21 protein-coding genes are annotated in these 20,117 nt (G+C 55.2%); 14 read left to right on the top strand and 7 right to left on the bottom strand.

The genetic code is table 11. The features are described 5' to 3' along the window. Nucleotides 1–15: 15 nt before the first annotated feature. Both METMA_RS0115315 and serA read right to left on the bottom strand, forming a co-directional pair. Complete coding sequence (locus tag METMA_RS0115315; protein WP_020159982.1) at nucleotides 16–657, bottom strand: HAD-IB family phosphatase; 642 nt, start codon at nucleotides 655–657, stop codon at nucleotides 16–18. Further along, nucleotides 654–2,237 carry a phosphoglycerate dehydrogenase gene (gene serA / locus METMA_RS0115310; protein WP_020159981.1) on the bottom strand — a complete coding sequence of 528 codons (1,584 nt, stop codon included), beginning with the start codon at nucleotides 2,235–2,237 and terminating at the stop codon, nucleotides 654–656. Before serA ends, METMA_RS0115315 begins: the two co-directional genes overlap by 4 nt. A 95-nt stretch (nucleotides 2,238–2,332) precedes the next feature. Here serA and METMA_RS0115305 point away from each other — a divergent pair, with 95 nt between their 5' ends. Genes METMA_RS0115305 through moeA form a run of 9 tightly spaced genes read left to right on the top strand, consistent with a single transcriptional unit; the run spans nucleotide 2,333 to nucleotide 7,913 of the window. Then, a complete protein-coding gene (locus tag METMA_RS0115305; RefSeq protein ID WP_020159980.1) occupies nucleotides 2,333–2,833 on the top strand; it encodes a peroxiredoxin family protein in 501 nt (166 codons plus the stop codon). Nucleotides 2,834–2,836: 3 nt separating this feature from the next. Then, the gene (gene hemJ, locus METMA_RS0115300; RefSeq protein WP_020159979.1) at nucleotides 2,837–3,262 is read left to right on the top strand and encodes a protoporphyrinogen oxidase HemJ; all 426 of its coding nucleotides are present in this window, start codon (nucleotides 2,837–2,839) and stop codon (nucleotides 3,260–3,262) included. A gap of 2 nt (nucleotides 3,263–3,264) precedes the next feature. Further along, the gene (thiD, locus tag METMA_RS0115295) at nucleotides 3,265–4,044 is read left to right on the top strand and encodes a bifunctional hydroxymethylpyrimidine kinase/phosphomethylpyrimidine kinase (protein ID WP_020159978.1); all 780 of its coding nucleotides are present in this window, start codon (nucleotides 3,265–3,267) and stop codon (nucleotides 4,042–4,044) included. Continuing rightward, nucleotides 4,044–4,676, top strand: a complete 633-nt coding sequence (gene thiE, locus METMA_RS0115290; RefSeq protein WP_020159977.1) for a thiamine phosphate synthase — start codon at nucleotides 4,044–4,046, stop codon at nucleotides 4,674–4,676. The genes thiD and thiE overlap by 1 nt, the downstream gene beginning before the upstream one ends. Next, complete coding sequence (gene soxX, locus METMA_RS0115285) at nucleotides 4,673–5,017, top strand: sulfur oxidation c-type cytochrome SoxX (protein ID WP_020159976.1); 345 nt, start codon at nucleotides 4,673–4,675, stop codon at nucleotides 5,015–5,017. Before thiE ends, soxX begins: the two co-directional genes overlap by 4 nt. A gap of 30 nt (nucleotides 5,018–5,047) precedes the next feature. Beyond that, on the top strand, nucleotides 5,048–5,518 hold the full coding sequence (gene soxY / locus METMA_RS0115280; protein ID WP_020159975.1) for a thiosulfate oxidation carrier protein SoxY: 471 nt from the start codon (nucleotides 5,048–5,050) through the stop codon (nucleotides 5,516–5,518). Nucleotide 5,519: 1 nt separating this feature from the next. Continuing rightward, nucleotides 5,520–5,831 carry a thiosulfate oxidation carrier complex protein SoxZ gene (gene soxZ / locus METMA_RS0115275; RefSeq protein WP_020159974.1) on the top strand — a complete coding sequence of 104 codons (312 nt, stop codon included), beginning with the start codon at nucleotides 5,520–5,522 and terminating at the stop codon, nucleotides 5,829–5,831. Further along, nucleotides 5,794–6,657, top strand: coding sequence for a sulfur oxidation c-type cytochrome SoxA (soxA, locus tag METMA_RS0115270; RefSeq protein ID WP_020159973.1), 864 nt, complete (start codon nucleotides 5,794–5,796; stop codon nucleotides 6,655–6,657). The genes soxZ and soxA overlap by 38 nt, the downstream gene beginning before the upstream one ends. Continuing rightward, nucleotides 6,654–7,913, top strand: a complete 1,260-nt coding sequence (gene moeA / locus METMA_RS0115265; protein ID WP_020159972.1) for a molybdopterin molybdotransferase MoeA — start codon at nucleotides 6,654–6,656, stop codon at nucleotides 7,911–7,913. The genes soxA and moeA overlap by 4 nt, the downstream gene beginning before the upstream one ends. Before the next feature lie 324 nt (nucleotides 7,914–8,237). On the opposite strand, the gene METMA_RS0115260 is transcribed toward moeA, so the two are convergent. Further along, complete coding sequence (locus tag METMA_RS0115260) at nucleotides 8,238–9,002, bottom strand: ABC transporter permease (RefSeq protein ID WP_020159971.1); 765 nt, start codon at nucleotides 9,000–9,002, stop codon at nucleotides 8,238–8,240. After that, nucleotides 8,999–9,928: an ABC transporter ATP-binding protein gene (locus METMA_RS0115255; RefSeq protein WP_020159970.1), complete on the bottom strand. Its 930-nt coding sequence runs from the start codon at nucleotides 9,926–9,928 to the stop codon at nucleotides 8,999–9,001. The genes METMA_RS0115260 and METMA_RS0115255 overlap by 4 nt, the downstream gene beginning before the upstream one ends. Before the next feature lie 141 nt (nucleotides 9,929–10,069). Between METMA_RS0115255 and ppx the strand changes: the two genes are divergently transcribed. Then, nucleotides 10,070–11,569, top strand: coding sequence for an exopolyphosphatase (gene ppx, locus METMA_RS0115250; RefSeq protein WP_027147372.1), 1,500 nt, complete (start codon nucleotides 10,070–10,072; stop codon nucleotides 11,567–11,569). A 9-nt stretch (nucleotides 11,570–11,578) separates the two neighbouring features. After that, nucleotides 11,579–12,853: a hypothetical protein gene (locus tag METMA_RS0115245; RefSeq protein ID WP_020159968.1), complete on the top strand. Its 1,275-nt coding sequence runs from the start codon at nucleotides 11,579–11,581 to the stop codon at nucleotides 12,851–12,853. A 67-nt stretch (nucleotides 12,854–12,920) separates the two neighbouring features. Here the strand turns inward: METMA_RS0115245 and METMA_RS0115240 are convergent, their stop codons facing one another. Beyond that, nucleotides 12,921–13,925, bottom strand: coding sequence for a cytochrome-c peroxidase (locus METMA_RS0115240; RefSeq protein ID WP_027147371.1), 1,005 nt, complete (start codon nucleotides 13,923–13,925; stop codon nucleotides 12,921–12,923). Nucleotides 13,926–14,315: 390 nt separating this feature from the next. Next, nucleotides 14,316–14,678: a hypothetical protein gene (locus tag METMA_RS0115235; RefSeq protein WP_156830512.1), complete on the bottom strand. Its 363-nt coding sequence runs from the start codon at nucleotides 14,676–14,678 to the stop codon at nucleotides 14,316–14,318. Between the two features lie 81 nt (nucleotides 14,679–14,759). Between METMA_RS0115235 and METMA_RS25805 the strand changes: the two genes are divergently transcribed. Then, nucleotides 14,760–15,683, top strand: coding sequence for an arginase (locus METMA_RS25805; RefSeq protein WP_156830511.1), 924 nt, complete (start codon nucleotides 14,760–14,762; stop codon nucleotides 15,681–15,683). On the opposite strand, the gene METMA_RS0115225 is transcribed toward METMA_RS25805, so the two are convergent. Then, the gene (locus METMA_RS0115225; protein WP_020159964.1) at nucleotides 15,608–16,618 is read right to left on the bottom strand and encodes an ornithine cyclodeaminase; all 1,011 of its coding nucleotides are present in this window, start codon (nucleotides 16,616–16,618) and stop codon (nucleotides 15,608–15,610) included. The genes METMA_RS25805 and METMA_RS0115225 overlap by 76 nt on opposite strands. Before the next feature lie 158 nt (nucleotides 16,619–16,776). On the opposite strand from METMA_RS0115225, the gene METMA_RS24695 reads away from it, so the two are divergent. Continuing rightward, nucleotides 16,777–17,520: an FAD-binding oxidoreductase gene (locus METMA_RS24695; RefSeq protein ID WP_020159963.1), complete on the top strand. Its 744-nt coding sequence runs from the start codon at nucleotides 16,777–16,779 to the stop codon at nucleotides 17,518–17,520. A gap of 116 nt (nucleotides 17,521–17,636) precedes the next feature. Further along, entirely contained in the window at nucleotides 17,637–19,901 is a 2,265-nt protein-coding gene (locus METMA_RS0115215) for a PAS domain S-box protein (protein WP_040590596.1), read from the top strand. The last annotated feature ends 216 nt before the right edge of the window (nucleotides 19,902–20,117 follow it).

Here is a 20,117-nt window from a genome sequence, read left to right as displayed (position 1 = left end):
GCTAATCGATACACTTTATAAAATATACGGCAGAATGGCGGTCAATGAAGGCTCGACAATATAAATATCCGCTTGTTCGCGCACAATGGACCGGTCCGCCACGCCGCCAAAACCGATCACATAAGCCCCTGCCTGCCTGGTCTCCATGTCGGTCTTGCCGTCGCCAATCATAACAAGGGATGCTTGCGGCCTGCTTAACTGCCGGCAGCAATCCGCTTTGCCGCCGGTTCTGGCCAGAGGCGAGGCCTGGTCATAATCGCGATAGCGGCCATCCTCGTCAAAATAAACATCGACGGCATGCACATGGCTTTCCGGCAGATCCAGATACCTGGCCAGAGGCAATAAGGCCTGACGGATGCCGCCGCTGATGATATGCAGTTCCTTGCCTTGCGCCGACAGCGCGGCAAACACCTCCCTGACGCCTTCGACAATTTCCTTGACATACAGGTCCGCCAGCCAGTCAACGCCGGCCCGGTCCGGCCTGATCAGCGACAGGCGCCGTCCATAGACCGCTTCCAACGGCAACTCGCCGTTCATGGCCGCCTCGGTCAGCCTGGACATTTCCTCGCCCAATCCGATGCGCCGGGCCAGTTCGTCTATCCCCTCTATCCGGCTTAAAGTACTGTCGCAATCAAAACAAACAATATCGAAACTCATAAATTGATCTGGGTCGCTTTATGCACGGCCCCGATGCCGCACAGCTGCTGCAACAAATCATCCGTTAACGGCTCGGAAACACTGATCACCGCCATCGCCTGCTGCTGCTCATCGGCCGTGCTGACTTCCATTCGGGTGATATTGATATTGGCATCGCCCAATACGGCGCTGATGGCCGAAATCACGCCCGGCCGGTCCTCGTGGCGGGTAATCAGCAACGTACCCTGAGGCACGACTTCAAGGTCGAATTGATCGATGGAAACAAGGCGCGGATGACGGCCGCCCAGCAAGGCGCCCGCCAGGGTAATGCCCTGGTCGGCATAGTGCCCGGTCACCTTGATCAGCGACAGGTAATCCTGCGTTTCCTCCGTTTTCGACTCAATCAGCGAAATGCCCTGGCGCCGGGCGATATTCTCGGCATTGACGCGATTGACCGGCGTTGACACATGCTCGCTCAGCACGCCGATCAGCGCCGCGACCGAAACCGGACGCGCCTCGACTTCCGCCGCCCTGCCGAATAACGCCACCTCTATCTTTTCCAGCGGATGGGTAGCCAGATTAACCAGCACTTTGCCCAGAATATTGGCCAGCGTCATGAATTCGCGTGATTTTTTCAGTTCTTCCGCCGACAATCTGGGCAGGTTCAAGGCATTGACCGCTTCGCCGGTTTTCAGGAAGGTAACGGCCTGTCTGGCGATCTCGACACTGACGGCAACCTGCGCTTCGCTCGTGGACGCGCCCAAATGCGGCGTAAACACGATATTATCCAGTTCCAGCAAGGGTGAATTGGCGGGCGGTTCATGTTCATAGACGTCCAGCGCCGCGCCGGCGATCTGACCGGTCTTCAGGGCCTCGTACAACGCGTCTTCATCGACCAGTCCGCCTCTGGCGCAGTTGATCAGCATCGCTTCCTTCTTCATCATGGTCAGCTGGGTGCGGCCTATCAGGCCGCGTGTTTTCTCGATCAAGGGACAGTGCAGGGTCAGGTAATCGGCTTGGATCAAGAGCTCATCGAGCTCCATTGACTCGACGCCCAGATTCTCGAAGATCTCCGGCGTGACAAAAGGATCATGCGCGATCACGCGCATTTTCAGGCCTAAACCGCGCTGGGCGACGATCCGCCCTATGGTGCCAAAACCGATGATGGCCAGCGTCTTGTGCGCGACTTCGGAGCCCATCAGCCTGGCGCGCTCCCATTTGCCCGAGCGGATGGAGCGGTCGGCGGCCGGCAAATGCCGGCTTAGCGACATCATGTGGGCGATGGCCAACTCAGCCGTGGTCGTGGCATTGGCATCGGGCGTGTTCATGACGATAACGCCCTGCTCCGTGGCGGCAGCCAGATCGACGTTATCGACGCCGATGCCGGCGCGGCCTATCAGCTTCAGGCGCGTGCCCGCCTGCAATACTTTTTTCGTGACTTTGGTGTCGCTGCGTATCAACAGCGCGTCATAATCGCCGATAATCCCGCAGAGCCCTTCTTCGTTCAATCCTGTCTCGATATGCAGCTGTATATCGGACTGATCATGTAAATAATTGATACCCGCTTCCGCCAACTTATCTGAAATAAGGATTTTTTTCATAGAGACAATCTCCGAAAGACTATGCGCTAAAAAGACCTATAGCTTAACAGCTTTGCTATAATCCCGATATTACCAATAGTTGACATTTTAAAATAATGAAAATCAAAGACCGGCTCTTAGGATTATCGTTACTGGTGCTGATTTCGGCCGTGCTCTGGATAGGCTTTGGCAAAACCGTGACGCCGGCGCCCGATACGACTTTCACGACCATCACCGGCAAAAAAATCGCCCTGCATGAACTGCGCGGCAAGCCCGTGCTGGTCACCTTCTGGGCCACCGACTGCCCCGGCTGCATGGAGGAGATCCCACACCTGATCGATCTTTACCGGAACTATCACGACCGGGGACTGGAAATTATCGCCGTCGCCATGTATTACGACCCGCCAAACCATGTCGTCACCTTCACCAAAGACAACGCATTGCCTTACGATGTTGCACTGGATTTGCAGGCGGAGCATGCCAGGGCATTCGGCGATGTCCGGCTGACGCCGACCACGTTCCTGATCACGCCGGACGGTTCGATTGCCTTGCAAAAAATCGGCGCGTTCGACCCGGACGACATGAAAACCCGTATTGAAACCCTGCTGAAAGGATAAGCCATGCTCTGGTTAAAAGCATTTCACCTGATTTTTATGGTCACCTGGTTCGCCGGCCTGTTCTATCTGCCGCGCCTGTATGTCTATCACGCCATGAGCGAGGACGCCATCAGCAACGAGCGCTTCAAGGTTATGGAGCGCAAACTGTATTACGGCATCACGACGCCGGGCATGATCCTGACCTTCATCTTCGGCATCTGGATGCTGGCCGATTACGCCTGGGCCCTGTACGGGTCGGCCGGCTGGCTGCATGCCAAACTGGCGCTGCTGGCGCTGCTGGTGGTCTATCACGTTTTCTGCGGGATCTGGCTGCTCGACTTCAAACACGATCGCAACCAGCGCGATCACGTCTTTTACCGCTGGATGAATGAAGTGCCGGTGCTGTTTCTGCTCGGCATCGTGATTCTGGCCGTCGTCAAGCCGTTTTGAGCATGAACCGTCCCGTCGTCCTCTGTTTTTCCGGCCACGATCCCAGCGGCGGCGCCGGCGTGCAAGCCGATATCGAGACCCTGGTCAGCCACCGGTGCCATGCCGCCAGCGTGATCACGGCCCTGACCGAACAGGATACGCGCAATGTCAAAAAGCTGATTCCGCAACGGCCGGACGACATCATCAGCCAGGCCGGCACCCTGTTGGCCGACCTGCCGGTCAAGGCCATCAAAATCGGCCTGATCGGGCATCATGACACGGCCGCTGCCATTGCTGCGATATTGACCCGCCATCCCCGGATTCCGGTTGTGCTGGATCCGGTGCTGGCGGCGGGCGGCGGCGCCGAGCTGTCGACCGACCGGCTCATCGCCGCCGTCACCGACCAGCTGCTGCCCCGCACGTCCGTACTGACGCCCAACAGCATGGAAGCGCGCCGGCTGACCGGCCTGACCGACCTGCATAACTGCGGCCTGGCGCTGCTCGATAAAGGTTGCGAGTACGTGTTGATTACCGGCACGCATGAAACTTCACCCGCGGTCAGCAATCAACTGTTTCATGACGGGCGCCTGCTCGAAACCTTTACCTGGGACCGGCTGCCGGACAGCTACCACGGCTCCGGCTGCACGCTGGCTTCGGCCGTGGCCGCGCTGGTCGCGCAAGGGCTTGCGCCTTTCCAGGCCGTCATGGAAGCCCAGGAGTACACCTGGAATGCGCTTCAGGCCGCCTATCGCCCCGGCCAGGGCCAGCACAACCCCAACCGTTTTTTCTGGATCGACGACTGATGAAATTTCCGACTACCGGGCTTTACGCGATCACCCAGACCGACCACAAAGCCATCGACACGATTATTGACGAGGTCGCGGCCGCCATTCGGGGCGGCGCGGCCGTCGTGCAGTATCGCGACAAGAACCCCATCGATGCCGTGCGGCTGGCCCGCGAACTGGCCGGACTCTGCCATCGCCATGACGTGCCGCTGATTATCAATGACGACGTCGAATTGGCTGTCCAGTCGGGTGCCGACGGCGTTCACCTGGGCAAGGAAGACGGCCATATCATTGAGGCCAGAAAGCGGCTGGGCGCGAACGCCATTATCGGCGTATCCTGTTATGATTCGCTCAAACGCGCCGTCGAAGCCGAACAAGCAGGCGCCACCTATGTGGCTTTCGGACGGTTTTTTCCCTCCTCATCCAAGCCGCTGGCCGCGCCCGCGCGCATTGAGACGCTTGCGCAAGCCCGGCGCGCGCTGCGTGTCCCCATCGTGGCCATTGGCGGCATCCTGCCCGGCAACGGCGCGCCATTGCTGGCGGCCGGCGCCGATATGCTGGCCGTCATCGGCGGCATTTTTGACCGGCATCCCGAGCAATCGGCCCGCGCCTACCAGCCCTTGTTCAAAGGCGCCCCCATTCCGTCATGAACATCCGCCTCATTGTTCCCTCGCTGTTGCTGCTGTCCTGCACCGGCATGACCGGCATCCCTGAACAGCGGCTGGACGAAGGCAGGCAAATCGCATTCGACCGCAACAAAGGCAACTGCCTGGCCTGTCATGTGATTGAAGACGGCGAAGCGCCGGGCAATATCGGCCCCGCCTTGTCGGCGATACCGAGCCGGTTTAAAGACAAGCGGCAACTGCGCGAACAGATCTGGGACGCGACGCGCTTTAACCCCGAAACCAGCATGCCGCCCTTTGGCAGAAACAACGTTCTCGACGCCGAGGAGATCGACAAGGTCGTCGATTATCTCTGGAGTCTGGAATGACATATCAGTAACACAGACCGGAGTATCAATATGTCCGTCAATCGCAGGGAATTCCTGAAAAAGTCTATTTCGTTCGGCGCCTGTTCCGTGGCGGCGGCTAGCGGCTTGCTTAGCGCTGAATCGGCCAACGCGGAATGGGTCGCCGAAAACTTTGCCCCGAGCATACTGGAAGAAACGCTGAAAAACCTGTTCAAGGACCAGAAGCTTATCGAAACCGACAAAATCAATATCAAAATCCCGAAAATCGCGGAGAACGGCGCCGTGGTGCCGATTACCGTCACCAGCAGTCTTGACGGCATCGAAAACATTTCCATTCTGGTCGAAAAAAACCCCGTGCCGCTGGCCGCCCGGTTCGACCTGTCGCCCGAGCTTGAGCCGTTTGTATCGGCCCGGTTAAAGATGGCTGAAACCTCCGATGTCATCGTCATCGCGCAGACCGGCAATAACCTGTACAGCGCCAGGGAAACGGTCAAAGTCACCATCGGCGGCTGCGGAGGCTAACATGGGCAGCATCAAGATCCGCAGCAAACGCATCGACGGCAAGACCCAGATCAGAACCTTGATCGCGCACCCGATGGAGCACGGCCGCAACATCGACAAAAAAACCAACCAGCCGATCCCCGCGCACTTTATTCAGGAGTTGACCGTCACGCATAACGGCAGGATCATTGCCAACTGCACCATGGGCGGCAGTATTTCCAAGGATCCCTATTTCGCCTTTATGCTGAAAGGCGGCGAACCCGGGGACAAAATCGTTATCAGTTGGGTGGACAATCTTGGCCGCAAAGACTCTGAACAGCATATTATCAAGTAGCGCCCTGCTGCTCGGCGGCCTGCTCTGGTTGCTGCCGGCGGCGCCCGCACATGCCGATCCGCTGCAGGACCAGCAAGATTTCCGGCAGCATTACCGGCAACTGTTCCCCGAACTGACACTGCCCGATTACGCCGAGGGCGTGTATGCGATCGATCCGATCGCGCGCCAGTCCTGGCAAGCGATCGAGGAATTCCCGCCTTATGAGGCGGCCATAGAGCAAGGCGAAGCCTTATTCAACACGCCATTTAAAAACGGCCGCCGTTATGCCGATTGCCTGCCCGATAAAGGCATCGCCATCGCGCACGAATACCCGCGCTGGGACCGCGCCAAGGGCGAAGTCATCACCCTGGCCCGCGCCGTCAATGACTGCCGCGTCGACAACCGGGAAGCTCCCCTGCCCTATGAAAAAGGCGATATGGCCAGCCTGCTGGCCTATCTGGCGTTTACCTCGCGCGGCAAGCCGATCACGATCACGATACCGGCCGACGACCCGCGCGCCCTGGCCGCCTATCAGAAGGGCAAGGATTTTTACTACCAGCGCCGAGGCCAGCTGAATTTCGCCTGCGCCACCTGTCATGTGCAAAATGCAGGCCGTCAGCTGCGTTCGGAAATCCTGAGCCCGTCCCTCGGCCACACCAGCCACTGGCCGACTTATCGGTTAAAATGGGGCGAAATGGGCACCCTGCACCGGCGCTTCCGGGAATGCCTGGCACAGATCAAAGCCCGGCCTATCCCTGCCCAGAGCCCGGAATTCCGGAACCTGGAGTATTTTTTAAGCTTTATGAGCAACGGCATTCCCACCAACGGACCCGGCACGCGAAAATGATTACGACCCAACCCAGCTGCAACGATATCCATGAACCCGGCCTGATTCCCGTCAAGAACGCCCTGGCCCGGATATTGGCCGCCGTGCCCGTAGCCAGCGGTTATGAGCGCCTCAATATCGAGCATGCCAGAGGCCGCACGCTTTACCAATCGGTCATCTCGGCCGTCAATGTACCGGCGCATACCAATTCCGCCGTCGACGGTTACGCCCTGCATGCCGAAGACCTGCCCGGCCAGGGCACGCGCCGGCTGGAAATCATTGGCCAGGCCTTTGCCGGCAGGCCGTATGCCGGCGACACGGCACGCGGCCAATGCGTCCGCATCATGACCGGCGCGCCCATGCCGGCAGGGCTGGACACTGTGATCATGCAGGAGCAGGTCCAGCTGTCCGATAATTGCATCGAACTGGACAACCGGCACAAGGCCGGCCAGAACGTCCGCCTAGCCGGCGAAGACATCCGCCAGGGGCAGAGCATTCTGCAGCCGGGCAAATACCTGACGCCGCCCGATATCGGCCTGTGCGCCTCGCTCGGCATCGCCGAAATCGATGTACGCCGGAAGCTTAAGGTCGCCATCGCCTCGACCGGCAACGAAGTGTTCGGCATCGGCCAGACGCTGGGCACCGGCGGCATTTACGACAGCAACCGTTACAGCCTGCTGGCGGCGCTGGACCGCCCCGATATCGAAGTCATCAATTTAGGGATACTGGAAGATGACCCCGAGACGCTGCTGAAGCGTTTCCAGGAAGCCGGCACCTATGCCGACGTGATCATTTCCTCCGGCGGCGTGTCGGTCGGCGAAGCCGATTACACGAAAACGGCGCTGCAGGGTTCCGGCCAGGTCGACTTTTGGAAAGTCGCCATCAAGCCCGGGCGGCCCCTGGCTTTCGGCCGGATCGGCAAGGCCGCGTTCTTCGGCCTGCCCGGCAATCCCGTGGCGGTCATGGTGACGTTTTATCAGTTTGTCCTGCCCGCCCTGGAAAAAATGCTGGGCATCACCGACAAACCGATCGCCCCGACCTTCCTGGCCAAAGCCTGCGAAAACCTGCGCAAGAAACCCGGCCGCACGGAAATCTATCGCGGCATCATCGAACAGAGTGATCACGGGGAATGGCGCGTAAAAACGACAGGCAAGCAGGGTTCGGGGATTTTAAGCTCGATGAGCCTGGCGAACGCGTTCATCATTCTGGCCCATGACAGCACCGACATCAAAGCCGGCGAATGGGTGACGGTGCAGCCTTTTTCGGGGATGTTTTAATTAAAGACGGGTCGGGGAGCCCGTTTGCCGGGTCAAGCGCCAGCACTTTTAACAGCAGTAGGGTACGAGACTGTGAAAGTATTCGTTTTTTGAAATTTTTATCACAATATATTGTGTATTTGATATTTGCATATAACAACATATAGACATTGAAGAGAGAAATTCTGAATACTTTCACAGTCTGGTACGCACTGCGTACCTTTTGGAACTTCATTCATCTGAACATGTTGAAAACTGGTACGCGATGCGTACCCTACATCCTGAACTAGCCGCCCATGCCGGGTTTCCGCTAAAGCGCCAACCCGCCTACGCGTGACGCGTGCTCTAATTCTTAATCCCCACACCCTTATGCAGCAAAAACAGGCTGAAAAGAATCAAGACAATACTGAAGCCGCCGGTCATGACAAAGGCAATCGTAACGTCCACATCGGTTACGCCGATCAGGCCATAGCGAAAGGCATTGATCATGTACAGGATCGGATTGCCCAGGGAAACCGTCTGCCAGACATCCGGCAGCATGTCGACCGAGTAAAACACGCCGCCCAGATAGCTCAACGGCGTTAATATGAAGTTCGGGATGATGGAAATATCGTCAAAACTGTCCGCGAACACGGCATTGATAAACCCGGCCAGCGAGAAGACCGTAGCCGTCAATACGGCTATCGATAAAGTGACGGCAATGTTGTTGATGGCGATATCGGCAAAGACACGCGATATCAACGCCACAACAAGTCCCACCAGCAAACCCCGGATAATCCCGCCGCTGACATAGCCGGACAGGATCACCCAGTTGGGCACCGGCGAAACCAGCAACTCCTCGATATTGCGCTGGAACTTGGTCGAATAAAACGAGGACACGACATTGGCGTAGGAATGGCTGATCACGGACATCAGAATCACGCCCGGCACGATATAATCCATATAGCTGGCGCCGCCGACCGTGCCGATCCGGTCGCCGATCAGCTTGCCGAAAATCAGAAAATACAGCGCCGTGGTAATGGCCGGCGGCAGCAGGGTTTGCGGCCAGATGCGGATAAAGCGCTGGACTTCCTTTTTGACAATGGTTCTAAGGGCTATGGCATGATTCATTGCAGTGACTCGTCGGATTCTTGATCAATCAAATCCATAAACAGTTGTTCCAGCCGGTTGGTCCTGTTTTTCAGGCTGATCACCTTGATATTGCGTTCCGTCAACAACTTGAACAAGGTATTCAGCCCGTACTCCTTGGGCACGCCCACGTTCAGCACCTTGTCCGAAACGCGCTCGATCTGATAGCCCTCGATAACCGGCACCGCATCGATCGGTTCGGCCAGATCCAGCACAAAATAATCGATGTTCAGCCGGGCCAGCAGACTGGCCATGTCGGAATTTTCAACGATCAGGCCGTGATTGATAATGGCGATATTCCGGCACAGGCTTTCGGCTTCCTCAAGATAATGCGTGGTCAGAATGATGGTCGTGCCCTGCCGGTTGACTTCCTGCATCATTTTCCACATCGAGCGACGGATTTCGATATCGACGCCTGCCGTCGGCTCGTCCAGAATCAGCAGCTTGGGCGCATGAACCAGCGCGCGGGCAATCATGACCCGGCGCTTCATGCCGCCCGACAAACGCCTCGATACCATGTCGCGTTTATCCCACAGATCCATCTGCTTGAGGCATTGCTCGGTCCGCTGCAGGGCGATTTTGCGCGGCGTGCCGTAATAGCCGGCTTGATTGAGCAGGATATTCTTGACGGTTTCAAACTGGTTGAAATTGACTTCCTGAGGCACCAGGCCGATGCAGCTTTTCGCCCGGGCCCGGTCGTGCCGCAGGTCATGTCCGAAGATACTGACCGAACCGCTGGTGGCATTGACCAGGGAACTGATAATGCCGATGGTGGTGGATTTTCCGGCCCCGTTAGGTCCTAGCAACGCAAAGAAATCACCGGCTTCGACATCAAGATCAATGCCTTTTAAAGCCACAAATCCATTGTTATAGATTTTTTTGAGATTTCGAATTGATAATGCCTTCATGCTAAAACTAACACTTAACGGAAGCCTTCAAATAAGTTAAATTAAGCGTCGCATCCATTAGAACACTATGAGATGGATAGCTAAAAAGTTTGTAATTTTATCAGATCTTTAAAAGTTTCGTAGACTAAAACCGGATAGCTTGTGCCAAAGAAACCGCCTGAAATCGTTGCCGCTGTAGACCTGGGGTCGAACAGCTTTCACATGATCGTTTGCAGCCTGGCCGATGGCAAACTGCAAACCATCGACCGGCTTAAGGAGATGGTCAGACTGGCATCCGGACTGGACAAGAAGCACAATCTGGATGTCGCCACGCAAAAAAGGGCGCTGGAGTGTCTGCAGCGATTCGGCCAGCGAATCCGCAACTTTCCGCCCGGCAGCGTCCGCGCCGTCGGCACCAATACCTTGCGCACGGCCAAAAACGCCGCGCAGTTTCTGGCCAAAGCCGAAAAAGCCCTGAATCATCCTATCGACATCATTTCCGGCATAGAAGAGGCGCGCCTGATTTATCTGGGCGTCGCGCACAGTCTGGGCACCAACGCCAACCTTCGCTTCGTGATGGATATCGGCGGCGGCAGCACCGAATATATTATCGGCCAGGACGCTACGCCCAGGAAAAAAGAGAGCCTGCCCATGGGCTGCGTTTCGGTCAGCAATAGCTTTTTCAAGAACGGCAGGCTGTCCAAACACGCATTTACCCAAGCCGTCCTGTTTGCCGAGCAGCAATTGGAACCCTTCGCGAAACAGTTCCAGCGCAAAAACTGGGACGAAGCCATCGGCGCTTCCGGCAGCTTGCGCGCCATCGACAAAGTCCTGCAGATCAAGAACTGGAGCAACAACGGCATCACGCTGGACGGCCTGGAACAACTGATCGCCCATATCAACCGCTGCGACCATATTAACCAACTGGCTTTGCCGGGACTCGACCCGGAGCGCCTGCCGGTATTCCCGGGCGGCGTGGCAATCGTCTACGCCACCTTCAAAAGCCTCGGCATCGAGCAGATGACCGTTTCCGACGGCGCGCTCAGGGAAGGCCTGATCCAGGACTTACTGGGCCGGATTTATGACCGCGACATTCGCTCGGCGACCGTGCAGACACTGGCCGAGCGTTATCATACCGACAAGGAACACGCGGAGCGCGTCAGGCAGACCGTTCACTACATGCTGGCTCAGCTCAACAGCGCCGTATGTCTTTTCAACAATGAAAACAGCGCGCAATTTCTGGACTGGGCGGCCTCCCTGCACGAGATCGGCCATGATATCGCCCATAACCAATACCATAAACACAGCGCCTATATTATCGAGAATGGCGATCTGGCCGGCTTTTCCAGGCAAGACCAGATTTTGCTGGCCACGATTGTCAGATCGCATCGGCGTAAATTCTCGCATAGCCGTTTCAGCGGCTTGCCGTTTCCCTGGGACATCGACGCCCCCTATCTGGCCATTATTCTGCGCTTGGCCGTCCTGTTGCGCCGCAACCGCCACGAGCACCAGTTACCGGACTTTAAGATCGCCATTGTAAAATCCAAAATCAGTTTACAGTTTCCGGATAACTGGCTGGCCCAGTCGCCGCTCACCTATGCCGATTTGATCCAGGAAGCCGACTATTTAAAGTCCTCAGGCTTCAAGCTGGAGTTTTTATAAGCTATCCTTATGAAAACTTTATTCCGTGCCTTGAGCTATTGCCTGTGTGCATTAGTGTTTTTCTGCGTCATGCTGGTCCTGTTTGCGGTCGGCAACACGCCTGAAACCGAGTTGGGCTGGTCGCTGACGCACGAGGATGTGGCCAGGGCAAAAAAAATCCTGCATGAAGGCGCTAAAACCCGGCCAGACGAAATCCATACGATTGAACTGACCGAAGCCGACCTCAATCTCGCCGGCAATTATCTGTTGAACCGGTACAGTAAAAGCGCCGTCAGAATTGAACTGAAAGACAACAAAGTCAGATTCAACGTCACGGTAACCCTGCCTGAAAACGGCCTGGGCAAATATTTGAATATCAGCTTCAGATTAGGCAGTGAAAACGACGCGCCCCTGCCCGGCATCACGAAATTTAAAGCCGGAAAGCTATTGCTGCCAGCCAAACTCGCTGCGTTTGTTATCGACAAGGTAATTCAGCATTCATCGTTGAATGACTATTTCATCCTGGCGACCCGGCCCATTAAAGCCGTGCAAATTGAAGGCAAAAAACTGACCATCGCTTACAATTCCGACGCGAAAACCCTGATACAGGCCAAAAATTTCCTGACTCAGGGGCATGACGGCGACAGCCAGACGCACAATGTCTACCAGCAAAAACTGGCCGAGATCGTTGCCCGGCATGACCCGGCCTGGCGCCTGTCGCTGGCGGAGTTGCTAAAACCGCTGTTTGAACTGGCCTGTCAGCGCTCTAGCCTGGAAAATGCCATCGAAGAAAACAGGATCGTTATTTTTACCGTCAATGAATACGTCAATAAACGGGAAACCGAAAAATTCCTGCCTGCGTCCAAGCCCTTGCCGGTTACCGAACAACAGTATTCGGCCTTCATGTATAAACGAATAGACCTGGCCAAGCACTTTATCGGTTCCGCGGCACTGACCGCATCGGCCAACGGCCAGATTGCCCAGGCCATAGGCGAGGAAAAAGAGTTGAGAGATGCCCGGGAAGGCAGTGGCTTCAGCTTTATCGACCTGGCCGCCGACAAGGCCGGCACCTACTTTGGCGAAATGGCCACCTCATCGCCTGAAAACGCCCGCAGAATGCAGAAAGCCATGGCCGCGATAAACGATTACCGGGACTTTATGCCGGATCCCCGGGATCTGCCTGAAAATATGGATCTGGCGGAATTCGAAAGACGCTTCGAGTCCGTCAACAGTCCGGCTTATCAAAAAATCATCGAGCTGATTGACAGGCGCATAGCGGCGGCGCCAATTTACAGCGGGCAATAAAAAAGGAGCCAGAAAGCTCCCCTTTGCAAATGAGGGCGGCCGACCGGCCGCCCTTGCCGAAAACGGCTTAGTTTAAAGTGGTACCGGGCGTACCTGGCAGAACCGGCATTGTTTGTTTGGGGAATTCACCGGTCAAGGCATTCAGGAAAGCCACGATATCAGCCACCTCTTCCTTGGACAAATCCTTGCCTAATTGCAGTTTCGCCATTAAGGTTACGGCTGAGTCCAGCGTTTTAACCGAACCGTTGTGAAAATAAGGCGCCGTTAAAGCGATATTGCGTAAGGTAGGCACTTTCCACATATGCTCGTCAGCGGCATTTTTGCTGACTTCCGCTACCCCTTTATCCTTCTTGAAATGATATTGCGCTTCAAAATAACCATTGCTGTTGATAGGGAACTTCTGGAACGCGCCTTCACCGTTAAAGGCAGGGCCGCTGTGGCAACTGGTACAGCCTATTTCCTGGAATTTCTGCATACCGCTGATTTGCTGGGCCGTCAAAGCGGATTCGTCGCCATTGACATATTTGTCATAAGGGCTGTTCGGCGTAATCAGGGTTCTTTCATAAGTGGCGATCGCTTTGGTCGCGTTATCCTTGGAAATCGAATCCTTGCCGAATGCTTTCTCGAAAAGCCCTTGATAACCCTCGATGGCTTTCAGGCGCGCCACGACGTCATCCCAACTCTTCATGCCCATTTCAATAGGATTGGTCACAGGGCCTGCCGCCTGATCTTCAAGGCTTGCCGCCCGGCCGTCCCAGAACTGGACTTTGCTGAACGCCGCATTCCAGACTGTCGGTGAACTGCGGCCGCCTGTTTGATCATGGACGCCTATCGAATTCGCTCTGTTGTCCTCGCCGCCTAACATGGTGTTATGGCAAGATGCGCAGGACAGCGTACCGGTCGAAGACAAACGCGGATCGTGATATAGAATTTTACCGAGCTCTATTTTAGCTTCCGAGGAAGGGTTATCAGCCGGTTCAGGCGCTTTTGCAGGTAAAGCCTCCCAGGCTGAAGCAACAGAAACGCTGCCAGCAAGCATTAACGCTGAAACCAGCGAACGAATTTTAAACATACCATACTCCAAAATTATTATTAACCATAAGGGCGACTGCGGGGCAACTGAAATCACCCGATGACTTTCTTTTTATAATTCACCCAGCGAAATTGTAAGGTATCAAACAAACAAGGTTCAATCAATTCTTACCCTTTCTGATCCATATGATACACACCCCTGACGGCACGCGCGGAAAAGCATCCGCTTTCCTGTAGCAAAGCCTGTAGCATGTCAGTCCCGGCAACCATGTGGCTAGGGCATTTATTCATTAGTCGGAAACATTACCTTCAGGCATGCGTCGCCATGAAAGACAAGCTATCCACTGACCGATAGGGCGTCAGAGGTTTTCATAAATCCGGTAGGGTACGCATCGCGTACGAGACTGTGAAAGTATTCAATTTAAAAGATTTAACCACGAAGGACACGAAGAGCACGAAGCTTTAAGTTATTGATTAATTTTATTTTTTCTTCGTGTCCTTCGTGATCTTCGTGGTGAATAAGGCTTTTTATGATGCTTTTCACTAATTCTTTCACAGTCTGGTACCTGTTGGGATGACTTTCACCGGAACCGCTGGAGAAGGTACGCAATGCGTACCCTACGGTATTTTTCAGGCAGGCCTGCCAATAACAATAGTCAATTTTTACAACAGCCGTTATTTTCAGGTAACGGCTGATTGCACTAAAGGCACGCCCTGCCATACCGGTATTTCCGACCTGAAAATCGATATCTCCCCCTGCCGTTCTCGGATGACTGGCTATCCGTGAGCCCAAGCATCCTCCCCTGTGTTACCATCCGCTAAAATCGCCCCGGATCAACTCATGTTTCGATTCTTTTTTCAGGAGGAAACGGTTATGACCAAATTACAGACACTGGGGATTGCCTCTTGCCTGGGCGGCCCCATGCAGTCATGCGGTTATGCGGCTGAATTGCTGCGCGAGGATTTGGTGCTGCAGCCCTTGCACGATAGCGGCCTGCAGCTGCAATGGCATATCCTGCAGCCTGACAATCGAGGCTCAAAGGATGACCAGTTGTATCGGCTCAACCGGCAAGCCAGCCGGCTGACCCGGAACTGGACCAAAGCCCGCCGCCCGTTCCTGGTGATCGGCGGCGATCATTCCTGCGCCATGGGCACCTGGCCCGGCGTTCTGCAAGCCTTGCCGGAAACAGAGGACCTGGGGCTGATCTGGATCGATGCACATATGGATGCCCATACCTTTGAAACCTCCCCTTCCGGCAATATTCACGGCATGCCTGTATCGGCCCTGCTGGGCAAGGCCGACAGCCGGCTGTCGGCCCTGTACCCGGCCGACCGCTTCATCAAGCCGCAACACCTGATCCAGATAGGCATCCGCAGCTACGAGCAGGAGGAGTATGCGTTATTGCAAGAGGCGGGAGTCAGGATTATTTTTGCCGATCAAATCAGCCATCTCGCCCAGACCTTACAGGCGGCGATAGCACAGCTGAGCCGGACCTGCAGCCTGATCGGCATCAGCATAGACCTGGATTTTATTGATCCCGCCGATGCGCCCGGCGTCGAAACGCCGGCCCCGGACGGCCTCCGGGCGGACGAACTCATGTCGGCGCTCAGGTCAATCAAGCGCGAGGCCAGGATATGCGGCCTGGAAATCAGCGAATACAATCCTGAAAACGACCAGGACAATAAAACGCTGGACCTGATCAGAGCCATTATTGAAGCGTTCTATGGCGACAGCAGGCCAAACAGGTCCTTGGGATCCTGCACTTCGGGAATCAACGGCATGTCCGTACCCAGATGATGCTCGCAGGCCAATTCATACACCAGGCGCAGGATCGAGAAATCCTCCAGGGCAAATCCGACCGAATCGAACACGGTGATCTCTTCCGCGCGTTCCCGGCCCGGCTTGAGGCCCCCGACCAGTTCCCATAACTCGGCATATACATCGCCCGCATCGCACTGCTGCACTTCACCTTCGACCAGGGCCTGCGGCGTGTATTCGACAACCAGCTTGGACGCCGACAGCAAGGCGTGGCCCAATTCGGTTTTGCCGGGGCAATCGCCGCCCACGGCCTGAATATGGGTGCCGGACGCGATATCATCCAGCGTGAACAGCGTTTGGCGCTGCTTCGCCGCCGTTGCCGTGACGATGATATCGGCCTCCCGCACAACCTCTTTAATACTGCTGCACGGTATCAGCTCGAACGGATAAGCCGAGAGATTCCCGGCAAACTTGCGCATGGCGCCGGCATCCGCATCAAAGAAGCGTATCCGCCGCAGCGGAAACACGCCGTTAAACCCCAGCACCTGAAACTCCGCCTGCGCCCCGGTGCCGATAATGGCCAGCGTGCCGGACTCCGGCCGGGCCAGATAGCTTGCCGCCAGGGCACCGGCCGCGGCCGTCCGGAAGGCGGTCAGCAGCGTCATTTCGCAGATCATGAGCGGATAGCCCGACACCACTTCGCTTAACTGGCCGACGGCGATAACGTTGAGCTTGCCTTCCGAGGTATTGCCGGGATGGCCGTTCACATATTTGAACGTGTATAAACGGTCATCCGAACAGGGCATCAATTCGATGACCCCATGCGCGTAATGCGTGGCATGGCGCGCCGACTTGTAAAACGCATGCCAGCGGGCAAAATCTTGCTTCAACGCGCTCATCAGCTGGTTGAAAAATGCTTCAATACCGACGATCGCTATCAGTCTTTGTATATCATTGACAGTCAGAATTTTCATGAACCGGCTCATTCGTTTTTGGTCACATGTCGGTGGGACTATAAATGTCATGCTGTAGTTCGAGTTCGTTTCAGGTTATACGCCGCAGCCAATGAAAATTAAAGCAATCGACACCTAACATGAAAAAAATTAATGCTTAAAAATGAGGCCAATAAATCATGAAGACGCCTGCGGTTTTACTGACTGCTGAAAAAATCAGGACCTGCCTGATTGCCAAGGACCGCTTAAACGACACGATAATCCGCTTGCGTTTGGGTATTCCTGAAACAGGCTACGACTATTATGCCGGTCAATACCTGACGCTCTACAATAATCAAGGCGTCGGGCGCACCTATTGCCTGTCCAGCGTACCGGGACTGGATGATTTTCTTGAATTGCAGATCTGCCTGACCCCGCACGGCGCGCTGACCAGTTGGATTTACGGGGAACTCAAGGCCGGCGATCAAGTAAGGATCAGCCCCGCGTCGGGCGACTGTTTCTATCTGCCCGGCAATAACCGCCAACCCATCATGCTGATCGGCACCGGTATCGCGCTGGCCGCCCTGTACGGCATATTGCGCGATGCCTTGATAAAAAACAAACATAAGGGCGACATCCGATTGTTCCATCAAACGCACAGCCCCGATGAATATTACCTGATTCAGGAATTAATGGCGCTGCAGGCGAAATACCCTAATTTCAGCTACACCCATTTTATTCACTGCAAGAATCCCGTTAATATTGATGTATCCGCCAGATCCACCAGCGAAATGGCTTTCGGCACGATCGGACAGTTATCCCACTGGCAGTTATTTCTCTGCGGCGATCCGTCGGTAATCAAAGAGGTCAAGCAGGATGCCTTTTTATTGGGCGCCAAGGAGAAAAACATTTTTGAAATGCCTTTTACCCTGCCGGGCGAATGAAGGCCGTTCAGGCATGAGTGGAAAAATACGCAGGTCCATGACGGAAATGGTTATAGTTCCTTTATTATGGGCCATTGGCAACATCATTTTTCTTATAGCTCACCCAACAAACAATAATGCATCGACTCCTAGACAACCTCAATTTCAATCTCGTCATTATTGAGCTGGACTACTCTAAAGCGACAGGCATGCCGCGTATCAAGAAAGTCAACCTCTCGGCCGCCACCCTTCTAGGCTACAGCAAACAGGAGCTGATTAATAAACCGCTGGATCTTATCTACGCTCCCGAAGCCATCCCGGAACTGCGGCAAACCGTTCTGGACGGCTTGAACGACGGACATCCGGCTAAAAACCTTGAAGTCGAAATCATCACCAAAGCCAACAGCAGAATACAGGCTCTGGTTTCGCCGTCTGTCCTGCCCGGCCCGCAGGATGCCAAAGCAGCCGACATCATCCTGCTGATTCACGACATCAGCGATAGAAAGCGCATCGACAAGGAACTGTTCATGATGCACAGGGCCCTGGAACAGAGCGCCAGCGCCGTCGTCATCACCGACACGGAAGGCCGCATCGAATACATCAACCCGAAGTTCACCGAACTCACCGGTTACACATCGCAGGAGGTACTGGGCCGGAATCCCAAAATACTGCAATCCGGATCAACTACTCCGGAGCAATATCAAGCCATGTGGGAAATGCTGTTCAAAACGGGCGAGTGGCACGGCGAAATCAGAAACAAAAAGAAAAACGGCGACATATACTGGGCCTATGAAAGCATCAGCGCCATTAGAAACCGGCTGGGGGAAATTACCCATTTCGTCTCCGTGGCGGAAGACATCACGCTGCGCAAGGAGGCCGAATCGGCGTTAAGCGAAAGCGAAGAGCGCTTTCGACAAATGGCGGAAATCACCGGCGAATGGCTGTGGGAACAAGACCCCCGCGGCTACTATATCTACAGCAGTACGGCCGTTAACCAGATTCTCGGCTTCAAGCCCGAGGAAGTAACCGGCAAGCACTATACCGAACTGCTAACCGCCAACGACAAAGCCGACCAGCTGCATTTCGTCACCATGCGCCAGCCTTTCCACGCCTTGATCAACCATTATCAACATAAAGACGGCCATGAGGTGCTGACCGAATCGACCGGCCTGCCGATCATCGACGCCGATGGCAAGCTGATCAAATGGCGCGGCGTCGACAGGGACATCACCGCCAAGAAACATTTTCAGGATGCCCTGATAGACAGCGAAAAGCGCACGCGCCTGATCATCGAAAGCTCCATCAATGCCATCGTGCTGATGGATGAGAGCGGCATCATCACCGACTGGAATCAGCGCGCCGAAAAATCCTTCGGCTGGTCCCGAGACGAAGCCATCGGCCAGCCGCTCAAAGACCTGATCATCCCGCCGCGGTTTCGCGGCGCGCATCAGAAGGGCCTGGAGCATTTTTTGCAGACCGGCGCCGGCCCCTTGCTGAATCATCAGGTCGAGCACGTCGCCATGCGCCGCGACGGCTCCGAATTTCCCGTCGAACTCAGCATTGCTCCATTGAAACTGGGTAATACCTATATCTTCAGTGGTTTCATAAACGACATCACGGACCGCAAAGCCGCTGAACTGCAGATTCGCCAGACCCAGGTCAAGCTGGCGATCGCGCAGAGCGAAATAAAAATCGCCCGCCAGATACAAGCCTCCCTGCTGCCGACGGCCTCGATCAAATCGGATCATTTTGAAGTCACCGGTTTTTGCCTGCCGGCCAATCAGGTCGGCGGCGACTATTTCGACTATTTCATCCGCAATGAAGACCGCCTGGACATGATCATCGCCGATGTTTCCGGCCATTCCATCGGCCCCGCCCTGTTCATGGTCGAAGCCCGCAGCGCCATCAGGACGCGGGCCAACGGTCCGGAGACCCCGGCCGAGACGCTCAGCCTACTTAATACCTTTCTTTACGAGGACCTGGATAATTCGGACTACTTCATGACCTTGTTTTACCTGCAATATGACATTCGCGAGCGCCTGTTGCGCTTTGCCAATGCCGGCCACCCGCCGCCCTTGCTGCTCAGCCTTTACGAATCGGAATGCCGCCAGCTCGATGCCGACGGCCTGATCATGGGAATACGCGAAAATGTCGAATTTGAGGAAAAAACCACGGCACTTTCGCCAGGCGATCTGATCTTGCTGTACACGGACGGATTAACCGAGGCCGAAAACATCCATGGCGAGTTTTTCGGCCTGAAACGCGTCAATGATATTCTGGTTAAATACGCGCATCAGTCCCCGCAGATGATTATCGAAATTCTGCTGAAACAGCTGAAACAATTCTGCCAGACCGAATCGTTTAAAGACGACATTACCTTGATGATTTTCAGGTGCGGTTAGCCCGAATATTTCATAAAAAAGCAGGCAAATCCCGTAGAGTTATATAAAACTCAGTTGCTTAGATTGAATTCGAACAAGGATTTGCCCGTGACGATTTGTACCGCAACTCAAATAGAATATCCCGCCTTTAAACGTCGTAACCTGCAAGCCCAATTCAGCACACCGCCATCACCAGCGATGACGGTGTGCTGCCAAATTTCAGGGTGACAACCATTC

Source organism: Methylobacter marinus A45 (assembly GCF_000383855.1).
Classification (GTDB): Bacteria; Pseudomonadota; Gammaproteobacteria; order Methylococcales; family Methylomonadaceae; genus Methylobacter; species Methylobacter marinus.
Note: the sequence above shows the minus strand (reverse complement) of the source record. Positions and strands in the feature narration are given on the sequence as shown.